Here is a 22943-nt window from a genome sequence, read left to right as displayed (position 1 = left end):
TCGTGTTTTGCGAAAGCCGTGCCAGCCTCTCCTAGTCGTGTTGTTCCTGCGTTTCCAGCCCCAGGCGCTTCATCCAATTGCCCAACGTTTGATGATTGGCGAAGCCGAGCATCTTGGCGGCGGTGGTCTTACGGTCACCCGTTTGCTTGAGTGCTTTGGCAATGTAGTCGCGTGAGACGTCATCCAAAAGTTTTTGTAAATCAAAGCCTTGCGTCAATTTTCGGCTGAAAAGGCGTTGGTCGGCTGGCTGGACCTGAAGCAGAGCGGCCTGCAGGTCTTCCGCCTGAATTGCTGGGCCAGGAGACCAGATCGCCGCCCTTAGCAGCGTGTGATACAGCTCCCGGATATTGCCCGGCCAAGGATGTTGCGCGAGAAGTTTTCTTGCACTGGCGGAAAGTTTCTTCTCTTGCGCTTCTGGCCTGCCCTGCGCGTCGGCGTTGATCTGGGCCAGGAACGCGTCTGCGAGTAGGTCAGTGTCGCCATCGCGCTCCCGGAGCGGTGGGAGGCGGAGGATGCCAACGGCCAGGCGGTGGAACAGGTCTTCTCGAAAGCGGCCGGCAGCCACGTCCGCTGCCAAATCTCGGTGTGTCGCGGCAATGATCCGAACATCAACCTTGACCGGCTTTGAGTCTCCGAGCGGCGTGACTTCCTTGGCCTGCAAGGCGCGCAGAAGTCGCACCTGGGTTTCGAGGGGGAGGTCGCCGACCTCGTCGAGGAACAGGGTGCCACCGTTGGCTTCCTGGAAATGCCCCTTGCGAGCGGCAACTGCACCTGTGAATGCCCCCTTCAAATGACCGAAGAGCTCGGAATTGGCCAGCTCGGGCGCGATGGCTCCGCAATTGACGGCAACGAAGGGCTTGCCAGCTCGCTCGCTGGCGGCACAGATGGCTTCAGAGAAGAGCTCCTTGCCCGTGCCGGTCTCGCCAAGGATAAGGACGGGGACATCGTGGGCGGCGATCCGACGGGCGAGCAACACCTGCTGGCGCACAGCGTCGCTCTGATGAAGGATCTTGCTGAACTCCGGAGCGCTCTCCGTGGGGCCTTGGGCCAAGCGCTCAATCCGTTCCGCACTGCGCTGAAGGAACTCGGGCAGGAAATCGTTGGCCAGATCGAACGAGAAGTCCACCGACTCGAGGCCGTGTTCCTTCGAGGTCTGGATCAACTTGGCCGGGAAGCGGGTCTTCGCCAGCATGATCCAGATGGCCGCCATGGCGGGGGTGCCAGGGCTCAAGTGAAAGGTGAGTTCGACGTCTGGGCGGGGGAGGCCAAGGTCCTTGAGGTGTTTGCTGACCTCGTCGTAGATCGATGCGTAGTCGATGGGGCTACGAAGGCCGATCTCCTGGAGATCCACGGCGGCGGCGTCGTAGCCACAGCGCCGCTCAAGCCAAGCACAGTAGGCGGCACTGCGCTCATGGGGGTAGTTGGTCAGCAGGCAGACCCGATCAAACCTTGGAGCATCGGTCAGCGCCGTCGCGATCGGGCCATTCCCAGAGGCCGGCGCGCCTTCGGAGGCCTGATGGTCGGCGTTGCCAATCCAGGAGATGAGCCATTGCTTGTTAGTCACGCGCCATGATAAGAAATTTTCCTGAGAAGGAAAATAGATTCCTTGGGTCGAATGAAGGGCGACGGCAAAGCTATCGCTTCGTTCCGTTCCGACGGACTATATTTGCGACGGTGCAAGGTCCACTTTCTGTTTGGAAATCTCCGACGAACTTTCGCGCAATGCGCAAGTGTCGAAAAATCAACAACTAATGAGCGAGGATCTCGACGAACTTTATTTGTCGGAGTCAGTACTGCGTTGAGGCAATATAGGCGAGGGCCGGAGTAGCTTCCACACAGCCTCGGCCGAAAGCTGCCGCCATTCTTGCACTAACGCGGCTTTTTCAAGTTCTCCAGCCGCTCTATGAATGCGGCCGGCAGGCGGCGTGCCCGTGCGATGGTGACGGCGTCGCGCCCCTGGTCGTCGGCAATGGAGACATCCGCTCCGGCGTCGATCAGCAGGTCCAGCGCCTGGAGTCTTTGCAACCGGGCGGCGTAGAAAATCGGGGTTTCGCCGTGCGCCCTCAGGTTCAGATCGGGTTGTGCCTGCAGCAGCATGCGGCACAGGGCCGCGTCATCGCGCTGCACGGCAGCCCAGAGGGAAAAGCTGGTGTTCGCTCCTCGCCCGATAAGGAAGCGGGCGAGCGCATGGTTCTCGCCCCGCGCCACTGCATACCAGAGCGGTGTGGCCCGAAAATCCCCCTCGTCCTGCGGCATGGGCACGGCGGCTTCGAGGTCAGCGCCAGCATCGAGCAGGGCGGTCACGGTTTCAATGCCATGCGGCTCGGCCAGCGATGCGGCACCCGGCTTCACTGCGCAGGCGAGGTGGATGGACATGCGCCCCTGCGGGTCGGCTGCATGTATCAATTGCGGCGCTTCATCCAGGGTCTTCGCCACCGAGGCGGAATCCCAGTTCTTCACAGCGGCGAAAAGTGAGGTTTTTGACGGCCGAGGCACGGGGGTCTCCTGCGTGTGAAAAGTTTGGTCAGCATGTCCGCTACGGGGCCGGAACCGGTCTACCTACTCCACATCTTGCCATCGGCGTGGTATTTGGGCCATGGCCTGTTGGCGACTCCGGATGAAGGCGCCGAGTGATGGGGCTGGTGCTGTGCTGCACCTTCCTTTGTCGTCCCCGGCCATGGGTATGCACGGCGATGGCGCTGGTGAGCCGGCTACCTGCACCGATGCCACCCATTTCGATCGTGGCTGCCCTTTTGCTCGGAAGGATCAGAACGCCGCAGATCACCGAACTTCTGCGCCGGGCCATCGCATCGATACCGGGGGGATCCTTCGACAAAGACTGAGGGCGGTGGCGAGCGTCGATGTGACCTCAGAGGCTAGAGGTCTCTCCATTCCTGTCCTGTATCTCCGGGCGAACGAAGACCACCTGGTCCCGGAGAGCGCGTCGAAGATCGTTCAATCAGTGTGCCCGCAGACATTCGTGCAGGAGGTGCAGGGCCCGCACTGCCTGCTTCAGGCAGCACCGTCGGCTGCAGCTACAGCGGTCTTGGGGTTTCTCGGTGGGATTCCGCGCCCATGATGTTCGCGATGGGCGGCGGATTCAACCGGTCGATCTGGGGGAGCCTCTCTACTTCAAGGTGGTTCAGGTTTTCGCGGTGGCTTCACCTCACCACTCGGCAAAACTCCCATCCCGGTGGCGCCACACGGGGTTGCGCCAGCGGTGGCCTTGTCGCGCGCGCTCCCGCACATAGGCTTCATTGACCTCGATGCCCAGCCCGGGTCCGCGCGGGATGGCGACCATGCCGTCCTGGTAGGCGAACACCTGCGGGTTGGACACGTAGTCCATCAGGTCGTTGTCCTGGTTGTAGTGGATGCCCAGGCTTTGTTCCTGGATGAAGGCGTTGTAGCAGACGGCGTCGATCTGCAGGTTGGCGGCCAGGGCGATGGGCCCCAGGGGGCAGTGCAGCGCCAGCGCCACGTCGTAGGCTTCGGCCATGGACGCGATCTTGCGGGTTTCGGTGATCCCGCCAGCATGCGACGGGTCGGGCTGGATGATGTCCACGCAGCCCTCGGACAGCACGCGCTTGAAATCCCAGCGCGAGTACAGCCGCTCGCCGAGCGCGATGGGGGTGGACGACAGGCGCGCCACTTCCTTGAGCGCTTCGCCATGCTCGCTGAGCACCGGCTCCTCGATGAACATCAGCCGGTAGGGCTCCAGTTCCTTGATGAGAATCTTGGCCATGGGACGGTGCACGCGGCCATGGAAGTCCACCCCGATGCCCACGTGCGGGCCGACCGCCTCGCGCACGGCGGCTACGTTCTGCAGGCAGCGCTCCACCTTGTCGAAGCTGTCCACGTACTGCAGCTCTTCCGTGCCGTTCATCTTCACGGCGGTGAATCCCCGGGCCACGGCGTCCCGGGCCTGCCGCGCGGTTTCGCCGGGGCGGTCGCCACCGATCCAGCTATAGACGCGGATACGGTCGCGCACGTTGCCGCCCAGCAGCTCGGACACCGGCACGCCCAGCGCCTTGCCCTTGATGTCCCACAGCGCCTGGTCGATGCCGGCCAGCGCGCTCATGTGCACGCCGCCACCCCGGTAGAAGCCGCCGCGGTACAGCACCGTCCAGTGGTCCTCGATGTGGCGCGGGTCCTTGCCGATCAGGTAGTCGCCCAGTTCCTCGACGGCGGCGGCGACGGTGTGCGCCCGGCCTTCCAGGATGGGCTCGCCCCAGCCGACGAGGCCTTCGTCGGTCTCGATCTTCAGGAAGCACCAGCGCGGGGGCACCAGGAACGTGGTCAGTCGGGTGATCTTCATGGAGGCGATGCGGAGGACGCGGGTGGGGAGGACGAAGATGGTCTGGGTGCGCCGCCAATCGGCGCACCAGATGCCGCACCACGGGCCGCGACATAGGCGCCGTGCCAGGCTTCGACGAACGCCGCGGCCTTGCGGGCCACGCTGGCGGCGCTGTCGCCCGGGCGGTAGAGGGCCGATCCCAGGCCGAAGCCGCTGGCTCCGGCGGCCGCATACGTGGCGATGCTTTCGGGCACGATGCCGCCCACGGGAATCAGCGCCACGGAGGGCGTGATCACGGCCCGCCAGGCCTTGAGCACTGGGGGCGGCAGGGCCTCGGCCGGGAACAGCTTGAGCATGTGGACGCCCGCCGCCAGCGCGGCGAAGGCTTCGGTCAGCGTGGCCACGCCGGGCACGCAGGCCATGCCGGCGGCCCTGGCCGCGCGGATTACCTCCGGATCGCTGTGCGGCATGACGATGATCTGCCCGCCCGCCGCAGCCACGTCGGCGCAGGCCTGCGCCGACAGCACGGTGCCTGCACCCACCAGGCAGTCGGCGGGCAGTGCGTCGCGCAGCAGGCGGATGCTGGCCAGCGGCTCCGGCGAGTTGAGCGGCACCTCGATGGTGCGAAAGCCCGCGCCGTACAGCGCGTGGCCCATGGTGGCCGCCTCCTGGGGCTGGATACCGCGCAGGATTGCGATCAGCCCGCAGTGCTGCATGGCGCCGGACAGGTGCTTGTCGATCGGGTTCATGCGGCCAAGTTCCTGGAGGACGGGGATTGCGGCGTGCCGGGTGCAAGCAGGCCGGCCGCCTGCGCGATCTGCCACAGCCCGGTGGCCGTGGCTTGCGCGGCGATGGCGGGTGGCGCAAAGCCATGGGTGCGCAGGGCCAGCGCATAGCGCCGGCAGAGGTCAGGCTCGCCGCACAGCACCAGCCTGCATGGTGCGGCGCCGGGGGGCTGCTGCAGGCGCGCGAGGCTGGCGATCTCGTGGCCGATGAGGATGCCGGAGAGATAGTCTGCCTGTGCGCCAGCGGCCAGCACGCCGGTAAGGCCCAGCGTGCGGGTACTGAAGATGTGGGAGAGCAGGCCCAGGTCGGCCTCGCTGCCGCGCGCGACTTCCAGCCCGCGGACGAATGCGGCATCGTCGGGCTCGGCCGGCGCTTGCATCGTCTTGCCCAGGATGGTGTGCCCGCGCAGCGCCGCGAACACCTCGCCCGTCATGAAGGTGTGGAACCGCAGGATGCTGCGCTGGTGCGCCACGACCCATTTGCTGTGCGTGCCGGGCAGGCCGATCAGCAAGGGGCCGTCACCTGCCAGGGAGGCGTCGGCCAGCACGCCGAGCACCTGCGTTTCTTCCCCGCGCATCACATCGGGCAGGCCCGCGCGCTGCAGCAGTCCGGGCACGACGTGCATCGGCGCTGCAGTGCCGCGATCCACCACCGTCAGGCCGCGTGCCAGGTCGTCCAGCGATGCCGGGGCATCCAGGTACCTGGCTTCGCGCCAGCCTTGCGCGCTGCCCACCATGCCGCAGGCCAGCAGGGGCAGCGAAGGCCCGGCGGCCAGCCAATCGCCGCAGGCGTCCTGCAGGGCGCGCTCGAAGGCCGCGCCGGGCTCCGCGCCCGCCTCGCCACCCGGTGCGGGTGGCAGGTTCATGATGCCCCAGGGGCGGTGGCGCAGCTCCAGCACCTGCCCGTCCGCGCCCAGGCGGAAAGCCCGCAGGGAGCTGGTGCCCCAGTCGAGGGCCACCAGGCGGGTGTCGCAATGGTTGGCGGTGTCTGTCATGGGTGGCTTACCTGGCCCAGCGCAGCACCAGCGGGTCGAGCCGGCGCGCGATGCCGATCAGGCCCCGCCGCACCTCGGGGTGCATGGCGGGGAAGGGGTGGCGGCCAGCCTCGCAGGCGATCACGCCGCCTTCCTTCATCAATGCCTTGGCGGTCAGGATGCCGCCCTGGCGGTTCTCGTGGTTGATGAGCGGCAGCCAGCGCTGGTAGAGCGCGAAGGCCTGGTCGGCGTCGCCCTGGCGGTGCGCCTCGATGATGGGGCGGATGCCGTCGGGAAATGCCCCGCCCGTCATGGCGCCGGTGGCGCCGGCGTCCAGGTCGGCCAGCAGGGTGATGGCTTCCTCGCCGTCCCAGGGGCCTTCGATGGCCGAGCCGCCCAGGCGGATCAGCTCGCGCAGCTTGCTGGCGGCGCCGGGCACCTCGATCTTGAAGTAAGCCAGATGCTCGATCTCCTGCGCCATGCGCGCGAGGAACGGGGCCGGGAGCACGGTGCCGCTGGCGGGCGCGTCCTGCACCATGATGGGAATGCCGATGGCGTCCGACACGCGGGCATAGAACTCGTAGATCTGCGCCTCGGGCACACGGAAGGTGGCGCCGTGGTAGGGCGGCATGACCATCACCATGGCCGCGCCCATGTCCTGCGCCGCACGGCTGCGCTCCGCGCACACGCGGGTGCCGTAGTGCGTGGTGGTGACGATCACGGGCACGCGGCCGGCCACGTGCTCCAGCGACAGGCGGGTGAGCGTCTCGCGCTCGGCATCCGAGAGCGAGAACTGCTCGGAGAAGTTGGCCAGGATGCACACGCCGTCCACGCCGGCATCGATCATGAAGTCGAGGCAGCGTTTCTGGCTGCCCAGGTCCAGGCTTCCGTCCTCATGGAAGGTGGTCGGCACCACCGGGAAGATGCCGCGGTAGCGGGGCGGCCGGGATGAGGTTGTTGCTTGCATGTCGTTGCGGGAAAAGGGGGCATCAGTGCGAATGGCGCGGCACGGCAGAACCCCGGCAGCCGATGAGGAAATCGAAGTCGCAGCCCTCGTCGGCCTGCAGCACGTGGTCCACATAGAGGCGCTGGTAGCCGCCCCGCCCGCCGTGGTCGGTGTCCGAGAGGGCGGCCAGGCGCGCGGCCAGTTCCTCGTCGCTGATGTCGAGGTGCAGGCGGCCCTGCTCGCAGTCCAGCTCGATGTAGTCGCCATCGCGCACGGCGGCCAGCGGCCCGCCCGCGGCGGCCTCGGGCGCCACGTGCAGCACCACGGTGCCGTAGGCCGTGCCGCTCATGCGCGCGTCGGAGATGCGCACCATGTCCTTCACGCCCTGGCGCAGCAGCTTTGGGGGCAGGCCCATGTTGCCCACCTCGGCCATGCCCGGATAGCCCTTGGGGCCGCAGTTCTTCATCACCATCACGCAACTGGCGTCGATGTCCAGGCTCTCGTCGATGATGCGTGCCTTGTAATGCTCCAGGTTTTCGAACACCACGGCGCGGCCCCGGTGCCTGAGCAGTTCGGGGGAGGCGGCCGAGGGCTTGAGCACCGCGCCGCGCGGCGACAGGTTGCCGCGCAGGATGCAGATGCCGCCGTCGGCGATCAGCGGCTTGTCCAGCGGGCGGATCACCTCGTCGTTGTATTGCGGTGCCTCGCGCACGTTGTCCCACAGGCTCTTGCCGTTGACGGTGAGCGCGCCCGGGTGGGGCAGCAGGCCGTTCTCGCCCAGGCGGCGCAGCACGGCGGGCAGGCCGCCCGCGTAGTAGAACTCCTCCATCAGGAAGCGGCCCGAGGGCTGCAGGTCCACCAGCGTGGGCGTGCCGCGGCCGATGCGCGTCCAGTCCTCCAGGTCCAGCGGCACGCCGATGCGGCCCGCGATGGCCTTGAGGTGGATCACGGCGTTGGTCGAGCCGCCGATGGCGGCATTGGTGCGGATGGCGTTCTCGAACGCCTCGCGCGTCAATATCCTGGAGAGCGTGAGCCCCTCGTGGGCCATCTCCACGATGCGCCGGCCCGACATGTGGGCCAGCACATAGCGGCGCGCATCCACCGCCGGGATGGCCGCGTTGTGCGGCAGCGAGGTGCCCAGCGCTTCGGCCATGCAGGCCATGGTCGAGGCCGTCCCCATGGTGTTGCAGGTGCCCGCCGAGCGCGACATGCCGCCCTCGGCGGCCAGGAACTGGTGCAATTCGATCTCGCCGGCCTTGAGCGACTCGTGCAGTTGCCACACGGCCGTGCCCGAGCCGATGTTCCTGCCTTCGAGCTTGCCGTTGAGCATGGGGCCGCCCGTGACCACGATGGCCGGCACGTCGCAGCTGGCCGCGCCCATCAGCAGGGCGGGGGTGGTCTTGTCGCAGCCCACCAGCAGCACCACGGCGTCGATGGGGTTGCCGCGGATGGCCTCCTCCACGTCCATGCTGGCCAGGTTGCGCGTGAGCATGGCGGTGGGGCGCAGGTTCGACTCGCCGTTGGAGAACACCGGGAATTCGACCGGGAACCCTCCCGCCTCATAGATGCCGCGCTTGACGTGTTCGGCGATCTTGCGAAAGTGCGCGTTGCAGGGTGTGAGTTCCGACCAGGTGTTGCAGATGCCGATGATGGGGCGGCCGTCGAACGCGTGGTCCGGGATGCCCTGGTTCTTCATCCAGCTGCGGTACATGAAGCCGTTCTTGTCGGCCGTGCCGAACCATTCGGCCGAGCGTAGTTTGCGTGGGGTGGTGGTCATGGCGGATGCGGGGCGGAGGGATGAATGAAGAAGGTCAGGGCCGCTGGTTGGATGCGCGGCGCGTGAGCAGGCGCTGCAGCAGGCAGAAGACGAACAGCAGCACGCCGACGACGATGCGCGTCCACCATGAGCTGAGCGTGCCGTCGAACGAGATCAGGGTCTGGATGATTCCCAGCACCAGCACGCCGAACAGCGTGCCCGCCATGTAGCCCACGCCGCCGGTGAGCAAGGTGCCGCCGATCACCACGGCGGCGATGGCATCCAGTTCCATGCCGGTGGCGTGCAGGCCGTAGCCCGAGAGCATGTAGAGGGTGAAAACCACTCCGGCGAGCGCAGAGCAGAAGCCCGAGAGCGTGTACACGCCCACCAGCGTGGACCGCACGGGCAGCCCCATCAGCACGGCAGAGTTCTCGTTGCCGCCCACGGCATAGACCGCGCGGCCGAACGGGGTGCCGTGCGCGATGAACAGGGCGGCCAGCAGCACGCCGATGGCGATCAGCGCGCCCAGCGAGAGCGAAGCGCCCTCCCGCAGCGGCAGGCGCCATTGCGACAGCTCGGAATACGCCTCGTGGGTGATGCTGATCGAGTCGATGCTGATGAGGTAGCACAGGCCGCGCGCCAGGAACATGCCGGCCAGCGTCACGATGAAGGGCTGCAGGCGAAAGCGCTCGATCAGGAACCCCATGAACGCGCCAAAGGCCGTGCCCATGAGCAGCACCAGCGGTACGGCCGCCAGCGGGCTCCAGCCCTGGTGCTCGACCAGGGCGGCCAGCACCATGGTGCTCAGTGCCACCACCGAGCCCACCGAAAGATCGATGCCGCCCGAGAGGATCACGAAGGTCATGCCCACGGCGACGATGATGAGGAAGGCGTTGTCGATCAGCAGGTTGAGGAACACCTGGGCCGAGAAGAAGCCGGAGTAGCGCACCGAGCCCAGCGTGGCCATGGCCAGGAACAGCGAGACCGTGGCGGCGAGCGGCAGGTATCGGGGGTTGCGCCAGGAGCGCCTCGCGGAGGCCTGCGGCGCGGGGTCGGCCATGGCGCCAAGGCTTGCTGTTCTGGGAACGGCGCTCATGGCAGAACCCCTCCGGGGCCGGGCCGGCGCGCCAGACCGACCACCTGGGCACGGAATTCCGGCGACTGCAGCAGCATGACGATGAACACCACCACGGCCTTGACCACCAGGTTGACCTCCGGCGGCACCCCCAGCGAATAGATCGCGTAGGTCAGCGTCTGGATGATGAGCGCGCCGATCACGCTGCCCACCAGGCTGAAGCGGCCGCCGGTGAGCGCCGTGCCGCCCAGCGTCACGGCCAGGATCGCGTCCAGTTCCAGCAGCTGGCCCGCGTTGTTGCCATCGGCGCTTTTCACGTTGGAGCTGATCAGCAGCCCGGCGATGCCCGCGCACACCCCGCAGAACACGTAGGTGGCCACGGTGAGGCGGCCTGCCTGCACGCCGGCCACGCGCGCCGCCGTGGGGTTGATGCCCACGGCCTGGACGAACAGGCCCAGGGCCGTGCGCGTGACGGCCAGGTACAGCACCGCGAACACCGCCGCCACGATGAACAGCGAGAACGGCAGCCCGGCCAGGTAGCCGCCGCCCATGAAGAAGTAGGGCGTGTAGTAGATGGTGATGATCTGGCCATCGGTGATGAGCTGGGCGATGCCCCGGCCGGCCACCATGAGGATCAGCGTGGCGATGATGGGCTGCATGCCCACGCGGGCCACGAGCACGCCGTTCCACAGACCGCACAGCGCGGCCACCCCGATGGCGCCCAGGATGGCCACGGGCAGCGGAAAGCGGCTGCCGCCGGCCGATGCCGAACCACCGATCAGCCAGGCGGCCACGGCCGCCGCGATGGCCACCACGGCGCCCACCGAGATGTCGATGCCGCGCGTGGCGATCACCATCGTCATGCCCAGCGACACCAGCACCAGCGGCGCCGCGCGGTTGAGGATGTCGATCAGGCTGCCGTAGAGGTGCCCGTCGCGCCATTCGATGCGCAGGAAGCCCGCATTGAAGGCCGCGTTGGCGGCCAGCAGGAGCAGCAGCGTGATCACCGGCCAGGCCAGGCGGTGGCGCAGCAGCGCGGCGAGGGCGGAGGGGGTGTTGCGCGCTTCAGGCATGTTCTGCGGCGATGAGTTCGTAGACCGCGTTCTCGGCGCTGCCCGCCGGCAACTCGCCGACCTTGCGGCGGTCGCGGAGCACCACGATGCGGTGGGCCACGCGCACCACCTCGCCCATCTCGGAGGAGATGAACAGCACGGCCATGCCGGCCTGCGCCAGGCGCAGGATCTGCTCCATGATTTCCTGCTTGGCCGCCACGTCGATGCCGCGCGTGGGCTCGTCGAGGATCAGCAGGCGCGGCTCGGTGGCCAGCCAGCGCGCCAGGATGGCCTTCTGCTGGTTGCCACCCGAGAGCAGGCCGATGGGGGTGTCCACGCTGGCGGTCTTGATGCCCAGCAGCCGCACGTAGCGGTCGGCCAGGGCGGTCTGCTCGGCGCGGGACAGGCAGCGGCCCATGCCCATGCGGGCCTGCAGTGTCAGCGCGATGTTCTCGCGCACCGAGAGCCCGGCCACGATGCCGTCGGTCTTGCGCTCCTCGGGGCAGAGCGCCAGGCCGTGCCGGATGGCATCCATGGGGTTCGCGAACGCCACCGCCTGGCCATCGATGCGCAGCATGCCGCGGTCCGGTTTTTCCAGGCCGAACAGCAGCCGCGCCAGTTCTGTGCGGCCCGCGCCCAGCAGGCCCGCCAGACCGACGACCTCGCCCGCGCGGATCTGCAGGTCCAGCGGATGGATCTGGCCGCTTTGTCCCAGGCCTTCGGCTTGTAGCAGCGTGGCGCCAGCAGCATGCGCCGGGGGCAGGGCGGGGGATGGCGTTGTCTGTGTGGTGAGGTCCCGGCCCAGCATGGCGGCGATCAGGGCCTGCGGGCCCAGGTCCTGCACCGGCCATTCGCCCACCCAGCTGCCGTTGCGCAGCACCGTGATGCGGTCCGACACGGCATACACCTGGTTCAGGAAATGGGTCACGAAGACAATGGCCAGGCCCTCGTCGCGCAGCCGGCGCAGCACGTCGAAGAGCTTGTTCACCTCGTCGTCGTCCAGGCTGGAGGTGGGCTCGTCCAGGATCAGCACGCGCGCCTCGATGCTCAGCGCACGGGCAATGGCCACCAGTTGCTGCACGGCCACGGGGTAGTCCGAAAGCAGGCGCGTCACGTCGATGCGGAGGCCGATGCGCGCTACCAGCTCTCGCGCGCGCTGGTGCAGCCGTGCCCAGTCGATGCGAAAGCCCTGCGCCAGGCCATGGCGCGGATAGCGGCCCGCGAAGATGTTCTCGGCCACCGAGAGGTTGGGGCAGAGGTTGACCTCCTGGTACACCGTGCTGATGCCCAGGCGCTGGGCGGCCTGGGGGGAGGCCGGCCACACCGCCTCGTCCGCCAGGCGCATCCGGCCGCCGCTGGCCTTGAGCACCCCGGTGAGCACCTTGATGAGCGTGGACTTGCCGGCGCCGTTCTGGCCCATGAGGGCGTGGATCTCGCCGGGGTACAGGCGCAACTGCACGTCGCGCAGCACCGGGATGCCGGAGAACAGCTTGTGGATGCCCGCCAGTTCCAGCACGGGTGCCGGGAGGGATGGGGTCGTGGGCGCGTTCATGGGCATGCTCACCGGCGACGTCAGGCCTTGTTCTTGTTGTACACATCGACCAGCACGGCTGCCAGCAGCACCACGCCCTTGATCACCTGCTGGTAGTCGATGCCGATGCCCAGGATGGACATGCCGTTGTTCATCACACCCATCACGAAGGCGCCGATCACCGCGCCCATGACCTTGCCCACGCCGCCCGAGGCCGAGGCCCCGCCGATGAAGCAGGCCGCGATCACGTCCAACTCGAAACCCAGGCCGGCCTTGGGCGTCGCGGTGTTCAGGCGCGCGGCGAACACCAGACCCGCCAGGGCCGCGAGCACGCCCATGTTGACGAAAGCGTAGAACGAAAGGCGTTCGGTCTTGATGCCCGAAAGCTTGGCCGCTTTTTCATTGCCGCCCATGGCATAGATGCGCCGGCCGATGGTGGTGCGGCTGGTCACGAAGTCGAACAGCACGATCAGCAGCACCATCACGATGAGTACATTGGGCAGCCCCTTGTACGAGGCGAGCAGGTAGCTGAGGCCGATGAGCAGCGCGGCAAAGACCGCGGTGCGGGCCAGGAAGAACGCCATCGGCTCGACCTGCACCCCGTGCCGCAGCCGGCTGGCCCGGGCGCGCACGCCCGCCACCACCAGGGCCGCGGCCACCGCCAGGCCCAACAGCAGGGAGGTCAGCTTGAGGCCCTCCACGCTGAACAGCTCGGGCATGAAGCCCGAGCTCAGCATCTGGAAACCTTCCGGAAAAGGCCCGACCGACTGCCCCGCCAGCAGCGCGAGCGCCAGGCCCTTGAACACCAGCATGCCCGCCAGCGTGACGATGAACGACGGGATCCGCGAGAACGCGACGAACCAGCCCTGCACCGCACCGATGAGTCCCCCGCACAGCAGGCAGGCCAGCGTGGCAGGCACGAAGTGCCACTGGTGCTGCACCATCAGCACGGCAGCCAGCGCCCCGATGAAGCCGCACACCGACCCTACCGAAAGATCGATGTGTCCGGCCACGATCACCAGCAGCATGCCCAGCGCCATGATGACGATGTAGCTGTTCTGCAGCACCAGGTTGGTGAGGTTCAGCGGCTGCATCAGCGTGCCGTCGGTCATGTACTGGAAGAAGCCCATGATGGCGACCAGCGTGATCAGCATGCCGTACTCGCGCAGGTTGTGCTTTGCGTGGTCCAGGAGCGACCGGGTCGGGTGGGCCGGTGCGCTGGCGGCGGGGGCGGTGGAGGAGGTCATGGGGGGCATTCAATGGGCTTTCACGATGGCGCGCATGATCTTTTCCTGCGAGGCCTCGGCCGTGGGCATCTCGGCGACGAAGCGGCCTTCGTTCATCACGTAGATGCGGTCGGAGATGCCCAGCAGCTCGGGCATTTCCGACGAGATCACGATCACGCACTTGCCCTCGGCCGCCAATCGGGCGATGAGGGTGTAGATCTCGTACTTGGCGCCCACGTCGATGCCGCGCGTGGGCTCGTCGAGGATGAGCACCTCGGGGTTGGTGAAGAGCCACTTGCTCAGCACCACCTTCTGCTGGTTGCCACCCGAGAGGTTGAGGGTCTTCTGGTCCACGCCGGAGCAGCGGATGCGCAGCTTCTCGCGGTAGTCCTGCGCCACCCGGTGCTCGCGGCCGCCGTCGATCACGGCGGCCGTGGCAACGCCATGGAGGTTTGCCAGCGACACGTTGAACTGGATGTCCTCGTTCAGAACCAGTCCGTTGCCCTTGCGGTCTTCGGTCACGTAGGCCAGGCCGTGGCGCACGGCCTTCTCCACCGTGCCCACGTCGATGGGGCGGCCGTGCAGCAGCACCTGCCCGCTGATGCGCTGGCCCCAGGAGCGGCCGAAGATGCTCATGGCCAGCTCGGTGCGGCCGGCCCCCATCAGGCCGGCGATGCCCACGATCTCGCCCTTTCGGACCCGCAGGTTGATGCCCTTGATGAAGGCGCGGTCGGGGCGCTGGGGGTGGTAGGCATGCCAGTCGCGCACCTCGAACACGGTCTCGCCGATATGGGGTTCGCGCCGGGGATAGCGGTCGGCCATCTCGCGGCCCACCATGGCCTGAATCACCCGGTCTTCGCTGACCGGGGCGGCGCGGCAGTCCAGCGACTCCACCGTGCTCCCATCGCGCAGCACGGTGATGGCATCGGCCACGCGCGAGATTTCGTTGAGCTTGTGCGATATCAGGATGCAGGTGATGCCCTGGGCCTTGAGCTCCAGCAGCAGGTCGAGCAAGGCCTGGCTGTCGTTCTCGTTCAGGCTGGCGGTGGGTTCGTCCAGGATCAGCAGCCGCACCTGGCGCGACAGTGCCTTGGCGATTTCCACCAGCTGCTGCTTGCCCACGCCCAGGTGGGCGATGGGCGTCTCGGGCGATTCGCGCAAGCCCACTTTCCGCAGCAGTGCCTGGGCCTTGCCGTGCGCGTCCATCCAGTCGATCACGCCGTGCCGTGCGGTTTCGTTGCCCAGGAAGATGTTCTCGGCGATGGAGAGCAGGGGCACCAGGGCCAGTTCCTGGTGGATGATGATCACGCCCTGGCGCTCGCTGTCCCGGATGCCGGAGAACCGGCGCTCCTGCCCGTCGAAGACGATCTCGCCGCCATAGCTGCCGTGCGGATAGACGCCGGAGAGCACCTTCATCAGGGTGGATTTGCCCGCACCGTTCTCGCCCACGATGGCGTGGATGTCGCCCGCCTTCACGCGCAGGTTCACCTGGTTCAGCGCCACCACACCCGGGAATGTTTTGCGGATGTTCCGCATTTCAAGAAGCATGGTCTCGGAGTCTCCTGGCGGGTCGGCAGGGCCGCCTGCTGGGCCGGCGGCCCATGGGGCGGCCGCCGGGGCTGCGGCTTACTTGATCTGCGATTCCTGGTAGTAGCCGCTGCCCACCAGGATGGTTTTCCAGTTGGAAGCGTCCACCGACACCGGCTTGAGCAGGTACGAGGGCACCACTTTCACGCCGTTGTTGTAGGTCTTGGTGTCGTTGATCTCGGGCTGCTTGCCCGAGAGCGTGGCATCCACCATGTTGGCGGCCACCTTGGCGAGTTCGCGCGTGTCCTTGAAAACGGTGGAGTACTGCTCTCCCTTGACGATGGACTTGACCGAGGGCACCTCGGCGTCCTGGCCGGTGACCACGGGGCAGGGTTGCTGGGCCGTGCAGTAGCCCACGCCCTTGAGCGAGGACAGGATGCCGATGGACAACCCGTCGTACGGTGAGAGCACGGCATGCACCTTTTCTTTGCCGTAGTAGGCCGAGAGCAGGTTGTCCATGCGCGCCTGGGCCACCGCGCCGTCCCAGCGCAGCGTGCCCACCTTGTTCATGCCCGTCTGCTTGCTGCGCACCACCAGTTTGCCGCCGTCGATGTAGGGCTGCAGCACGCTCATCGCGCCGTCGTAGAAGAAGAAGGCGTTGTTGTCGTCGGGCGATCCGCCGAAGAGTTCGATGTTGAACGGCCCCTTGCCCTGCTTGAGCCCCAGCTTGTCGACGATGGAGTCGGCCTGCAGCACGCCGACCTGGAAGTTGTCGAAGGTGGCGTAGTAGTCCACGTTCTTCGATCCCTTGATCAGGCGGTCGTAGGCGATGACCTTGATGCCCTTGTCGGCCGCGCTCTGCAGGGCCTTGGACAGGGTGGTGCCATCGATGGCGGCGATCACCAGCACCTTGGCGCCCTTGGTGATCATGTTCTCGATCTGCGCGAGCTGGTTCGGGATGTCGTCTTCCGCGTACTGCAGGTCGGTCTTGTAGCCGCGCTCCTTGAGCACCTTGACCATGTTGTCGCCGTCGGCGATCCAGCGCGACGACGACTTGGTGGGCATCGAGATGCCGATGCTGCCTTTGTCCTGGGCCTGTGCCGGGGGCAGGGCGCCGAAGGCCCCCAGGGCAAGGGTGGCGGCAATGGCCTTGAGTGCTGCTCGTTTCATGGTCTGGTCTCCTGGTTTTATCGGTGTGTGCGGGCACTGCCAACCTTGTCCGTGGCGCGCCGTCGATCCACTGGATCAGTACTTGCGGTGGGGGAATTCCCTGGCGGCGACTTCCATGGGGAAGATGCCTTCTTCCGTCACGATGCGCTTGGGCACGGCCTTGCCGGCCTGGATGTCCTTGACGGCGCTCATGAGCTGCGGGCCCAGCAGCGGGCTGCATTCCACGCTCACGTTGAGCTTGCCGGCGATCATGGCTTCGAACGCGCCCTTGACCGCATCGATGGAGATGATGGTGATGTCCCTGGCGGGCTTGAGGCCGGCCTCCTCGATGGCCTGGATCGCGCCGATGGCCATGTCGTCGTTGTGCGCGTAGAGCACGTTGATCTTCCTGCCCTCGGCCTTGAGGAAGGCTTCCATCACCTCCTTGCCCTTGGCGCGCGTGAAGTCGCCGGTCTGCGAGCGCAGGATCTTGAACTTGGGGTCGGCCTTGACGACTTCCTCGAAGCCCTTCTTGCGGTCGATGGCCGGGGCCGATCCCACGGTGCCCTGCAGCTCGACGATGTGGACGTCGCCCTTCTGGTCCTTCATCTTCTCGACCAGCCAGCGGCCGGCCTTGCGGCCTTCCTCCACGAAGTCCGAGCCCATGAAGGTGACATACAGGGAGGTGTCCTTCACGTTGACCGAGCGGTCGGTCAGCACCACGGGGATCTTGGCGGCCCTGGCCTCGCGCAGCACCGGTTCCCATCCCGACTCGACGACGGGAGAGAACGCGATCACGTCCACCTTCTGCGCAATGAAGGAGCGAAGCGCCTTGATCTGGTTCTCCTGCTTTTGCTGGGCATCGGAGAACTTCAACTCGATGCCGGCGTCCTTGGCGGCCGACTTGATCGATTCAGTGTTGGCCGTGCGCCATTCGCTTTCGGCGCCGACCTGGCTGAAACCCAGCACGATGGGCTTTTGCGCCCATGCGGCCGGCAGGAAGGCCGTCACGGGCGCGCAGGCGAGGGCGATGGCAAGGGTGCGGCGGTTCAGCTTCATCATCGTGTCTCCTGGTTTTAATAATCGATGGCGCAGTTGTAGCGCCGGTGGTCAGGCCAGCATGTAACCGGTTTTGACGGTGGTATAGAACTCGGCGGCGTAGCGGCCCTGCTCGCGCGGGCCATGGCTTGAGTCCTTGCGCCCGCCGAAGGGCACGTGGAAGTCCACGCCCGCCGTCGGCAGGTTGACCATCGTCATGCCGACGGCGGCGTGGCGCTTGAAGTGCATGGCGTGCTTGAGCGACTGGGTGCAGATGCCCGCGCACAGGCCGAACGGCGTGTCGTTGGCCAGCGCCAGCGCGTGCTCGTAGTCGTCGGCACGCAGCACGCAGGCCACGGGGCCGAAGATTTCCTCGCGGGCGATGCGCTGCTCGGGCCGGGCCAGGAAGAGCGCCGGGCTCATGTAATGGCCCGGGGTAGGGCGATCGATGCGCTCGCCGCCCCAGATGTGCTCGGCGCCTTCGCCGCGTGCGATCCCGATGTGGTCCAGGTTCTGCTCCAGTTGCGTGCCGTCCACCACCGGGCCCATTTCGGTGCCGCGCTCCAGCGCGTGACCCACCTTGAGCCTGGCGAGCCGCTCGCGCAACCGGGCCACGAATGCGTCGTGCACGCGGGCTTCCACGATCAGGCGGCTGGAGGCGGTGCAGCGCTGGCCGGTGGAGAAGTAGGCGCCTTGCAGGGCACACTCGACGGCCTGCTCCAGGTCGGCATCTGCCAGCACGACCAGGGGGTTCTTGCCGCCCATCTCCAGCTGCACCTTGGCGCGCCGCGCCGTGGCCGAGCGCAGGATGCGGTCGCCCGTCGAAACCGAGCCGGTGAAGCTCAGTGCATTGACCAGCGGGTGGTCCACCAGCGTCTGGCCCACCTCGCGGCCACTGCCCATGACGAGATTGAAGGCACCGGCGGGCAGGCCGCTGCGGCTGATGATCTCGGCCAGTGCCCAGCCGCAGGCGGGCACCAGTTCGGCGGGCTTGAACACCACCGTATTGCCGTAGGCGAGGGCCGGGGCGATCTTCCATGCGGGGATGGCGAAGGGAAAGTTCCAGGGCGCGATGGCGCCCACCACGCCCACGGGCTCGCGGGTCACATCCACCTGCACGCCCTGGCGCACCGACGCCATGAGCTCGCCCGGTATGCGCAGTGCCTCGCCGGCAAAGAACTTGAAGATCTGTCCGCTGCGCGTGACTTCGGCCACGGCTTCGGGCAGGGTCTTGCCCTCCTCGCGGGCCAGCAAGGCGCCCAGCTCGTCCTTGCGGGCCAGCAGTTCGCTGCCGACCATGTCCAGCACATCCGCGCGGCGCTGCGGGGTGCTCTGGCTCCAGTAGGGCAGGGCGTCGGCGGCAGCGCGCACCGCCAGCTCGGTCTGGTTGCGATCCGCCCGTGCGTATTCGGCCACCACCTCGCGGGTGTCCGACGGGTTGGTGCTCACCCCGGTGGTGGTGCCGATTTCCCAACGCCCGTTGATCAGGTGCCGAGGGGTCTGCTGCATGTCGCCGAGCTTCATGGGACCTTTGCTGTTGTTGCGGCAAAGTCTATGGATGATTTTCGTATCGATCCAATAGTTTTCTAGACAAAATACATATCTATCCTTGCATTCTGGAAAACCCCATGAGCACCTACAACCACTGGTTCATCCGTGCGCGCCTCAAGACGCGGCAATTGCTGTTGCTGGTGGCTCTTGCGGAGGAGGGCAACATCCACCGTGCGGCCCAGGTGCTCAGCATGACGCAACCGGCCGCGTCCAAGCTGCTCAAGGACCTGGAGGATGTCCTGGAGGTGCCGCTGTTCGAGCGCCTGCCCCGGGGCATGCGGCCCACCTGGTACGGCGAAACCATGATCCGGCACGCGCGCATGGCATTGGCCAACCTGAACCAGGCGCACGACGAGATCGGTGCGCTCAAGACCGGGCATTACGGCCAAGTGGGCATTGGCGCCATCACGTCGCCGGGCCTGAGCCTGCTGCCGGCGGCCGTGGCCCTGGTCAAGCGGGAGCATCCCAGCCTGCGCATTTCACTGGACATCGAGACCAGCCCGGTGCTGCTGGAGCGGCTGGAGCAAGGCAAGCTCGACATCATGGTGGGGCGGCTGTTTGCCGAGCATGACAAGAACAACCTGCGCTATGAGTCGCTGACGGAGGAACTGGTCTGTGCCGTCACGCGCCCTGGCCACCCGCTGTCGGGCATGAGCGGCCTGACCCTGCGCGATGTGCTCTCGGCCAGCTGGATCGTGCCGCCCGCGGGCAGTGTGCTGCGGCACCGGTTCGATCTGATGTTTCAGCAGGATGGTCTGGCGCCGCCGATCGACACGGTGGAAACCTCGGCGCTGCTGTTCATCACCCGCATGCTGCAGCAAAGTGAAATGATCGCGGTGCTGGGTGCCGATGTGGCCCACTACTATGCGGCCCACGGCATCGTCACCGTGCTGCCGATCTCCATGCCCTGCCACATGGATGCCTTCGGCATCATCACCCGCACGGATCGCCTGCTGTCGCCCGCGGCCAAGGTGATGATGAAGGCTCTCAAGCAGACCAGCCTGGTCCAGTACGGGTGCCGCCTGGATCCCGACTGATGCGGCTTCGCCATCCCAAAGATAACTGCGTTGCTTCGCTTTTCAGTGCTGGAGCACTGCTTGTGGCCTCGCGCCCGGGGCAAACCCTTGCAAGCCCGTCGAAGGCCGTCGGGATCAAACCCAGCCGGCATCCACCTTGAACTCTTGCGCGGTGCACATCGCCGCGTCGTCCGAGGCCAGGAACAGCACCATGCGTGCAATGTCGTGCGGGCGCAGCTTGTCGGGCAGGCACTGGTTGCGTGCAAGCTCCTGCTCGCCCTCGGCGTCCAGCCAGAGCCTGATCTGCCGCTCCGTCATGACCCAGCCGGGCGAGACGGTGTTGATGCGGATCCGGTCGCGCCCCAGGGTGCGTGCCAGGCCCCGGGTCAGCCCGTTCACCGACGATTTGGCGATGGCGTAGCAGGGGTAGCCTGCGCCCTTGCCCTGCCAGCCGGTGGAGCCCAGGTTGATGACCGAACCCGCGCCCAGCCGGCGCATGCCCGGCACCACGGCCTGGATGGCGAAGAAGGCGGGGCGCTCGTTGATGGCCATGCGCTCATCGTAATAGTCCGGCGTCACGGCTTCGAGCGTATGCCGGTCGTCGCTGGCCACGTTGTTCACCAGCACGGAAAAATCACCCAGCTCTGCGGCTGCCGCATGGATGGAAGCGCGCAGTGCCTCGATATCGCGCACATCACATGCGCGCCACCAGGGGCGTGCCATCCCCGCCTCCGCGAGTTGCTGCGCCAACTGCTCGCTCGCCTCCTGGGCCACGTCGACGAATGCCACGCGAGCGCCCTGTTCGGCAAACGCCGCGACGATGGCGGCGCCGATGCCGCTGCCGCCCCCCGTGACAAACACCGAGCGTCCGCGCAGGCTGGGAAAAAGCGAAAGACCCTGAGGTTGGGATGAAGCTGTGGAGATGGGTGGGGAATATGGCATATCAATATTGGTATTGATTGATGATAAAAATATGGATTACAAGCATCAATTTGCGTTGATAAGATGCCCACCGTCAAGAGCCATGCGAAAGACATGGGCATCCACAACGACTGGAGACCCGCGTGAACCACCTGGATACTTCCATCGCCAGACCATGGGCCTCGGCCTTTTCTGCGCCTGTGGTTGGCGCGGCGTGTTGCGTGCAGGCGCTGGGCTCGGAACTGGGCGAGGGCCTGCTGTGGTCGGTGCGTGAGCAGGCGCTGTACTGGGTGGATATCCTCGCGCGCCATTTGCACCGCTGGGACCCGGTGAGCGGCGCGTACCGTTGCTGGGTCTTCGCAGAAGAAATCTCGGCCCTGGCCGAGCGGGCCCAGGCCCCCGGCCTCATCGTGACTTTGCGCAGGGGCTTTGCCCTTTTCCATCCGGGCACGGATGCCGAGCCCCGCTACCTGCACCAGCCCGAGCCCGAACGCCAGGGCAACCGATTCAATGACGGCAAGTGCGATGCGCAGGGGCGTTTCTGGGCAGGCTCCATGGACTTTGCCTGCCAGGCGCCCACCGGCGCACTCTACCGTTACGACCCCGATGGCCGCTGCACGCGCCACGACGATGGTTTTGCCGTGACCAACGGCCCTGCGTGGTCACTTGGTGGGCTGTACTTCAACGCCACCATCGAAGGCTGCACCTACCGCTACGACTGCGATCCCGCCACGGGCACTTTGTCGCGCAAGGCGCTGTGGAAACGCTGGCTCCCCGAGGAGGGTGCGCCCGACGGCATGACCACCGATGCCCTGGGGCGCCTGTGGATTGCGCACTGGGGCGGCTCCTGCGTGACCTGCCACGATCCCGTGACGGCCGCAGAGCTGGGCCGCGTGACGTTGCCGGTGAGCCAGGTCACCACGTGCGCCTTTGGTGGGGCCGACCTGTGCACGCTGTTCATCACCTCGGCGCGCGTGGGCCTGACGCCCGCACAACTGTCGGCCGAGCCGCTGGCGGGGGCGCTGTTCGCCGTCTCGGTGGACAGCCCGGGCTTGCCCGCGCATCTGTTTGGCGGCTGAGGGCTGCATGGCGCGTTCGCCGCTGGCGCTTTGGGTAAACCCTTCGCCACCCTCCAAGAAAGCCCGCCCATGAACGATGTCTTCCATCCCATCGTCTGGCTCCACCATGCCGGCCAGCACCTGGGGTTGGTCCCCTCTCTAGGGGGCAGTGTCGCGGCCTGGCAGATGGATGGCCCCCGGGGCTCGGAGGCCCGCATGGATCTGTGGCGGCCTTGGGATGGCAAGACGCCGGATATGTACCAGATGGCTTCCTTCGCCATGGTGCCTTGGTCCAACCGCATGAGCGGTGAGGGGTTCTCGCACGGAGGGCAATTCCATCCCATGCAGCCCAACCGCGCTGGCGAGCCTTACCCCATCCATGGGGATGGCTGGCTGCAGCCGTGGACGATCCGACAGCCGGCCAGCGACACCCTGGAGATGGCTTTGCGGTCAGAGTGCTTTGGTGGCAATCCTTATGACTACGAGTGTGTGCAGACCTTTCGCCTGGTGGACGGCGGCCTGGACCAATGCGTGCAGGTGCGGCACTGCGGCGTGCAGCCGCTGCCGTATGGCCTGGGATTGCACCCCTGGTTTCCGCGCACGCCAGCCACGCGGATCACGGCGCCCGTGCAGGCGGTCTGGCTCAGTGGCAGCGATCCGCTGCCCACCGAGCACACCACGCTGTTTCCGCCCGGCTGGGATCTGAATGCAGGGGTGTCGGCCCACGGGAGCCTGATCGACAACGCTTACACCGGCTGGGGCGGCACGGCGCGCATCGAATGGCCCGAATGGGGCCTGCAGCTCACGGCCCATATGCCCGACTTCGTGCAGGACGGCGGCGCAGCGCAGCACTGCTGCCTGATCTACCGCCCGCCCCAGGGGCCGGCATTCTGCTTCGAGCCCATCACCCAGCCCATCGATGCCTTCCACCTGCCTGGTTTGCCGGGCCTGCGCATCCTGGCCCAGGGGCAGGCCCTGGCGCTGCGCGTGCAATGGCGCTATGGCCGCTGCCTGTGAGTCCCGTATCGGGTTTCGACGCGATGG

General features: G+C 66.8%; 19 protein-coding genes. 3 read left to right on the top strand and 16 right to left on the bottom strand.

The annotated features are described in order from the left end of the window. Positions 1-31: 31 nt before the first annotated feature. From AX018_RS13715 to AX018_RS13645, 15 genes are all read right to left on the bottom strand, one after another. Positions 32-1564 carry a sigma 54-interacting transcriptional regulator gene (locus tag AX018_RS13715; RefSeq protein ID WP_111877936.1) on the bottom strand — a complete coding sequence of 511 codons (1533 nt, stop codon included), beginning with the start codon at positions 1562-1564 and terminating at the stop codon, positions 32-34. A 305-nt stretch (positions 1565-1869) separates the two neighbouring features. Continuing rightward, a complete protein-coding gene (locus AX018_RS13710; protein WP_111877933.1) occupies positions 1870-2460 on the bottom strand; it encodes an ankyrin repeat domain-containing protein in 591 nt (196 codons plus the stop codon). Positions 2461-3166: 706 nt separating this feature from the next. Beyond that, positions 3167-4315 (bottom strand): galactonate dehydratase, encoded by a 1149-nt coding sequence (gene dgoD, locus AX018_RS13705; RefSeq protein ID WP_111877931.1) that lies wholly within the window; start codon positions 4313-4315, stop codon positions 3167-3169. Further along, positions 4312-5043, bottom strand: a complete 732-nt coding sequence (locus AX018_RS13700) for a 2-dehydro-3-deoxy-6-phosphogalactonate aldolase (RefSeq protein ID WP_111877929.1) — start codon at positions 5041-5043, stop codon at positions 4312-4314. The genes dgoD and AX018_RS13700 overlap by 4 nt, the downstream gene beginning before the upstream one ends. Beyond that, positions 5040-6074 (bottom strand): 2-dehydro-3-deoxygalactonokinase, encoded by a 1035-nt coding sequence (locus tag AX018_RS13695; protein ID WP_111877926.1) that lies wholly within the window; start codon positions 6072-6074, stop codon positions 5040-5042. The genes AX018_RS13700 and AX018_RS13695 overlap by 4 nt, the downstream gene beginning before the upstream one ends. A 7-nt stretch (positions 6075-6081) precedes the next feature. Further along, positions 6082-7020 (bottom strand): dihydrodipicolinate synthase family protein, encoded by a 939-nt coding sequence (locus AX018_RS13690; protein ID WP_111877923.1) that lies wholly within the window; start codon positions 7018-7020, stop codon positions 6082-6084. A gap of 22 nt (positions 7021-7042) precedes the next feature. Continuing rightward, complete coding sequence (locus tag AX018_RS13685) at positions 7043-8776, bottom strand: IlvD/Edd family dehydratase (RefSeq protein WP_111877920.1); 1734 nt, start codon at positions 8774-8776, stop codon at positions 7043-7045. Between the two features lie 34 nt (positions 8777-8810). Next, positions 8811-9851: a galactofuranose ABC transporter, permease protein YjfF gene (gene yjfF, locus AX018_RS13680; RefSeq protein WP_170146252.1), complete on the bottom strand. Its 1041-nt coding sequence runs from the start codon at positions 9849-9851 to the stop codon at positions 8811-8813. After that, entirely contained in the window at positions 9848-10903 is a 1056-nt protein-coding gene (locus AX018_RS13675; RefSeq protein WP_111877914.1) for an ABC transporter permease, read from the bottom strand. The genes yjfF and AX018_RS13675 overlap by 4 nt, the downstream gene beginning before the upstream one ends. Continuing rightward, positions 10896-12434, bottom strand: coding sequence for a sugar ABC transporter ATP-binding protein (locus AX018_RS13670; protein ID WP_111877911.1), 1539 nt, complete (start codon positions 12432-12434; stop codon positions 10896-10898). The genes AX018_RS13675 and AX018_RS13670 overlap by 8 nt, the downstream gene beginning before the upstream one ends. A gap of 20 nt (positions 12435-12454) precedes the next feature. Further along, positions 12455-13660: a multiple monosaccharide ABC transporter permease gene (mmsB, locus tag AX018_RS13665; protein WP_415841988.1), complete on the bottom strand. Its 1206-nt coding sequence runs from the start codon at positions 13658-13660 to the stop codon at positions 12455-12457. A 9-nt stretch (positions 13661-13669) separates the two neighbouring features. Continuing rightward, positions 13670-15187, bottom strand: a complete 1518-nt coding sequence (gene mmsA, locus AX018_RS13660; protein ID WP_111877906.1) for a multiple monosaccharide ABC transporter ATP-binding protein — start codon at positions 15185-15187, stop codon at positions 13670-13672. Between the two features lie 78 nt (positions 15188-15265). Beyond that, positions 15266-16336 carry a multiple monosaccharide ABC transporter substrate-binding protein gene (chvE, locus tag AX018_RS13655; RefSeq protein WP_111877904.1) on the bottom strand — a complete coding sequence of 357 codons (1071 nt, stop codon included), beginning with the start codon at positions 16334-16336 and terminating at the stop codon, positions 15266-15268. Positions 16337-16411: 75 nt separating this feature from the next. Continuing rightward, the gene (locus tag AX018_RS13650) at positions 16412-17374 is read right to left on the bottom strand and encodes an ABC transporter substrate-binding protein (protein ID WP_111877991.1); all 963 of its coding nucleotides are present in this window, start codon (positions 17372-17374) and stop codon (positions 16412-16414) included. Positions 17375-17425: 51 nt separating this feature from the next. After that, positions 17426-18877, bottom strand: a complete 1452-nt coding sequence (locus AX018_RS13645; RefSeq protein WP_111877901.1) for an aldehyde dehydrogenase family protein — start codon at positions 18875-18877, stop codon at positions 17426-17428. Positions 18878-18981: 104 nt separating this feature from the next. Between AX018_RS13645 and AX018_RS13640 the strand changes: the two genes are divergently transcribed. Continuing rightward, positions 18982-19941: a LysR family transcriptional regulator gene (locus AX018_RS13640; protein WP_111877898.1), complete on the top strand. Its 960-nt coding sequence runs from the start codon at positions 18982-18984 to the stop codon at positions 19939-19941. Positions 19942-20055: 114 nt separating this feature from the next. Here AX018_RS13640 and AX018_RS13635 read toward each other — a convergent pair whose 3' ends face one another. Then, on the bottom strand, positions 20056-20862 hold the full coding sequence (locus tag AX018_RS13635; RefSeq protein WP_111877896.1) for an SDR family NAD(P)-dependent oxidoreductase: 807 nt from the start codon (positions 20860-20862) through the stop codon (positions 20056-20058). 122 nt (positions 20863-20984) lie between these two features. On the opposite strand from AX018_RS13635, the gene AX018_RS13630 reads away from it, so the two are divergent. After that, positions 20985-21920 (top strand): SMP-30/gluconolactonase/LRE family protein, encoded by a 936-nt coding sequence (locus AX018_RS13630; protein WP_211322431.1) that lies wholly within the window; start codon positions 20985-20987, stop codon positions 21918-21920. A 69-nt stretch (positions 21921-21989) separates the two neighbouring features. Further along, positions 21990-22916, top strand: coding sequence for an aldose 1-epimerase (locus AX018_RS13625; protein WP_111877893.1), 927 nt, complete (start codon positions 21990-21992; stop codon positions 22914-22916). Positions 22917-22943: the final 27 nt, after the last annotated feature.

The organism is Paracidovorax anthurii, assembly GCF_003269065.1.
In the GTDB taxonomy this organism is placed as follows: Bacteria; Pseudomonadota; Gammaproteobacteria; order Burkholderiales; family Burkholderiaceae_C; genus Paracidovorax; species Paracidovorax anthurii.
Note: the sequence above shows the minus strand (reverse complement) of the source record. Positions and strands in the feature narration are given on the sequence as shown.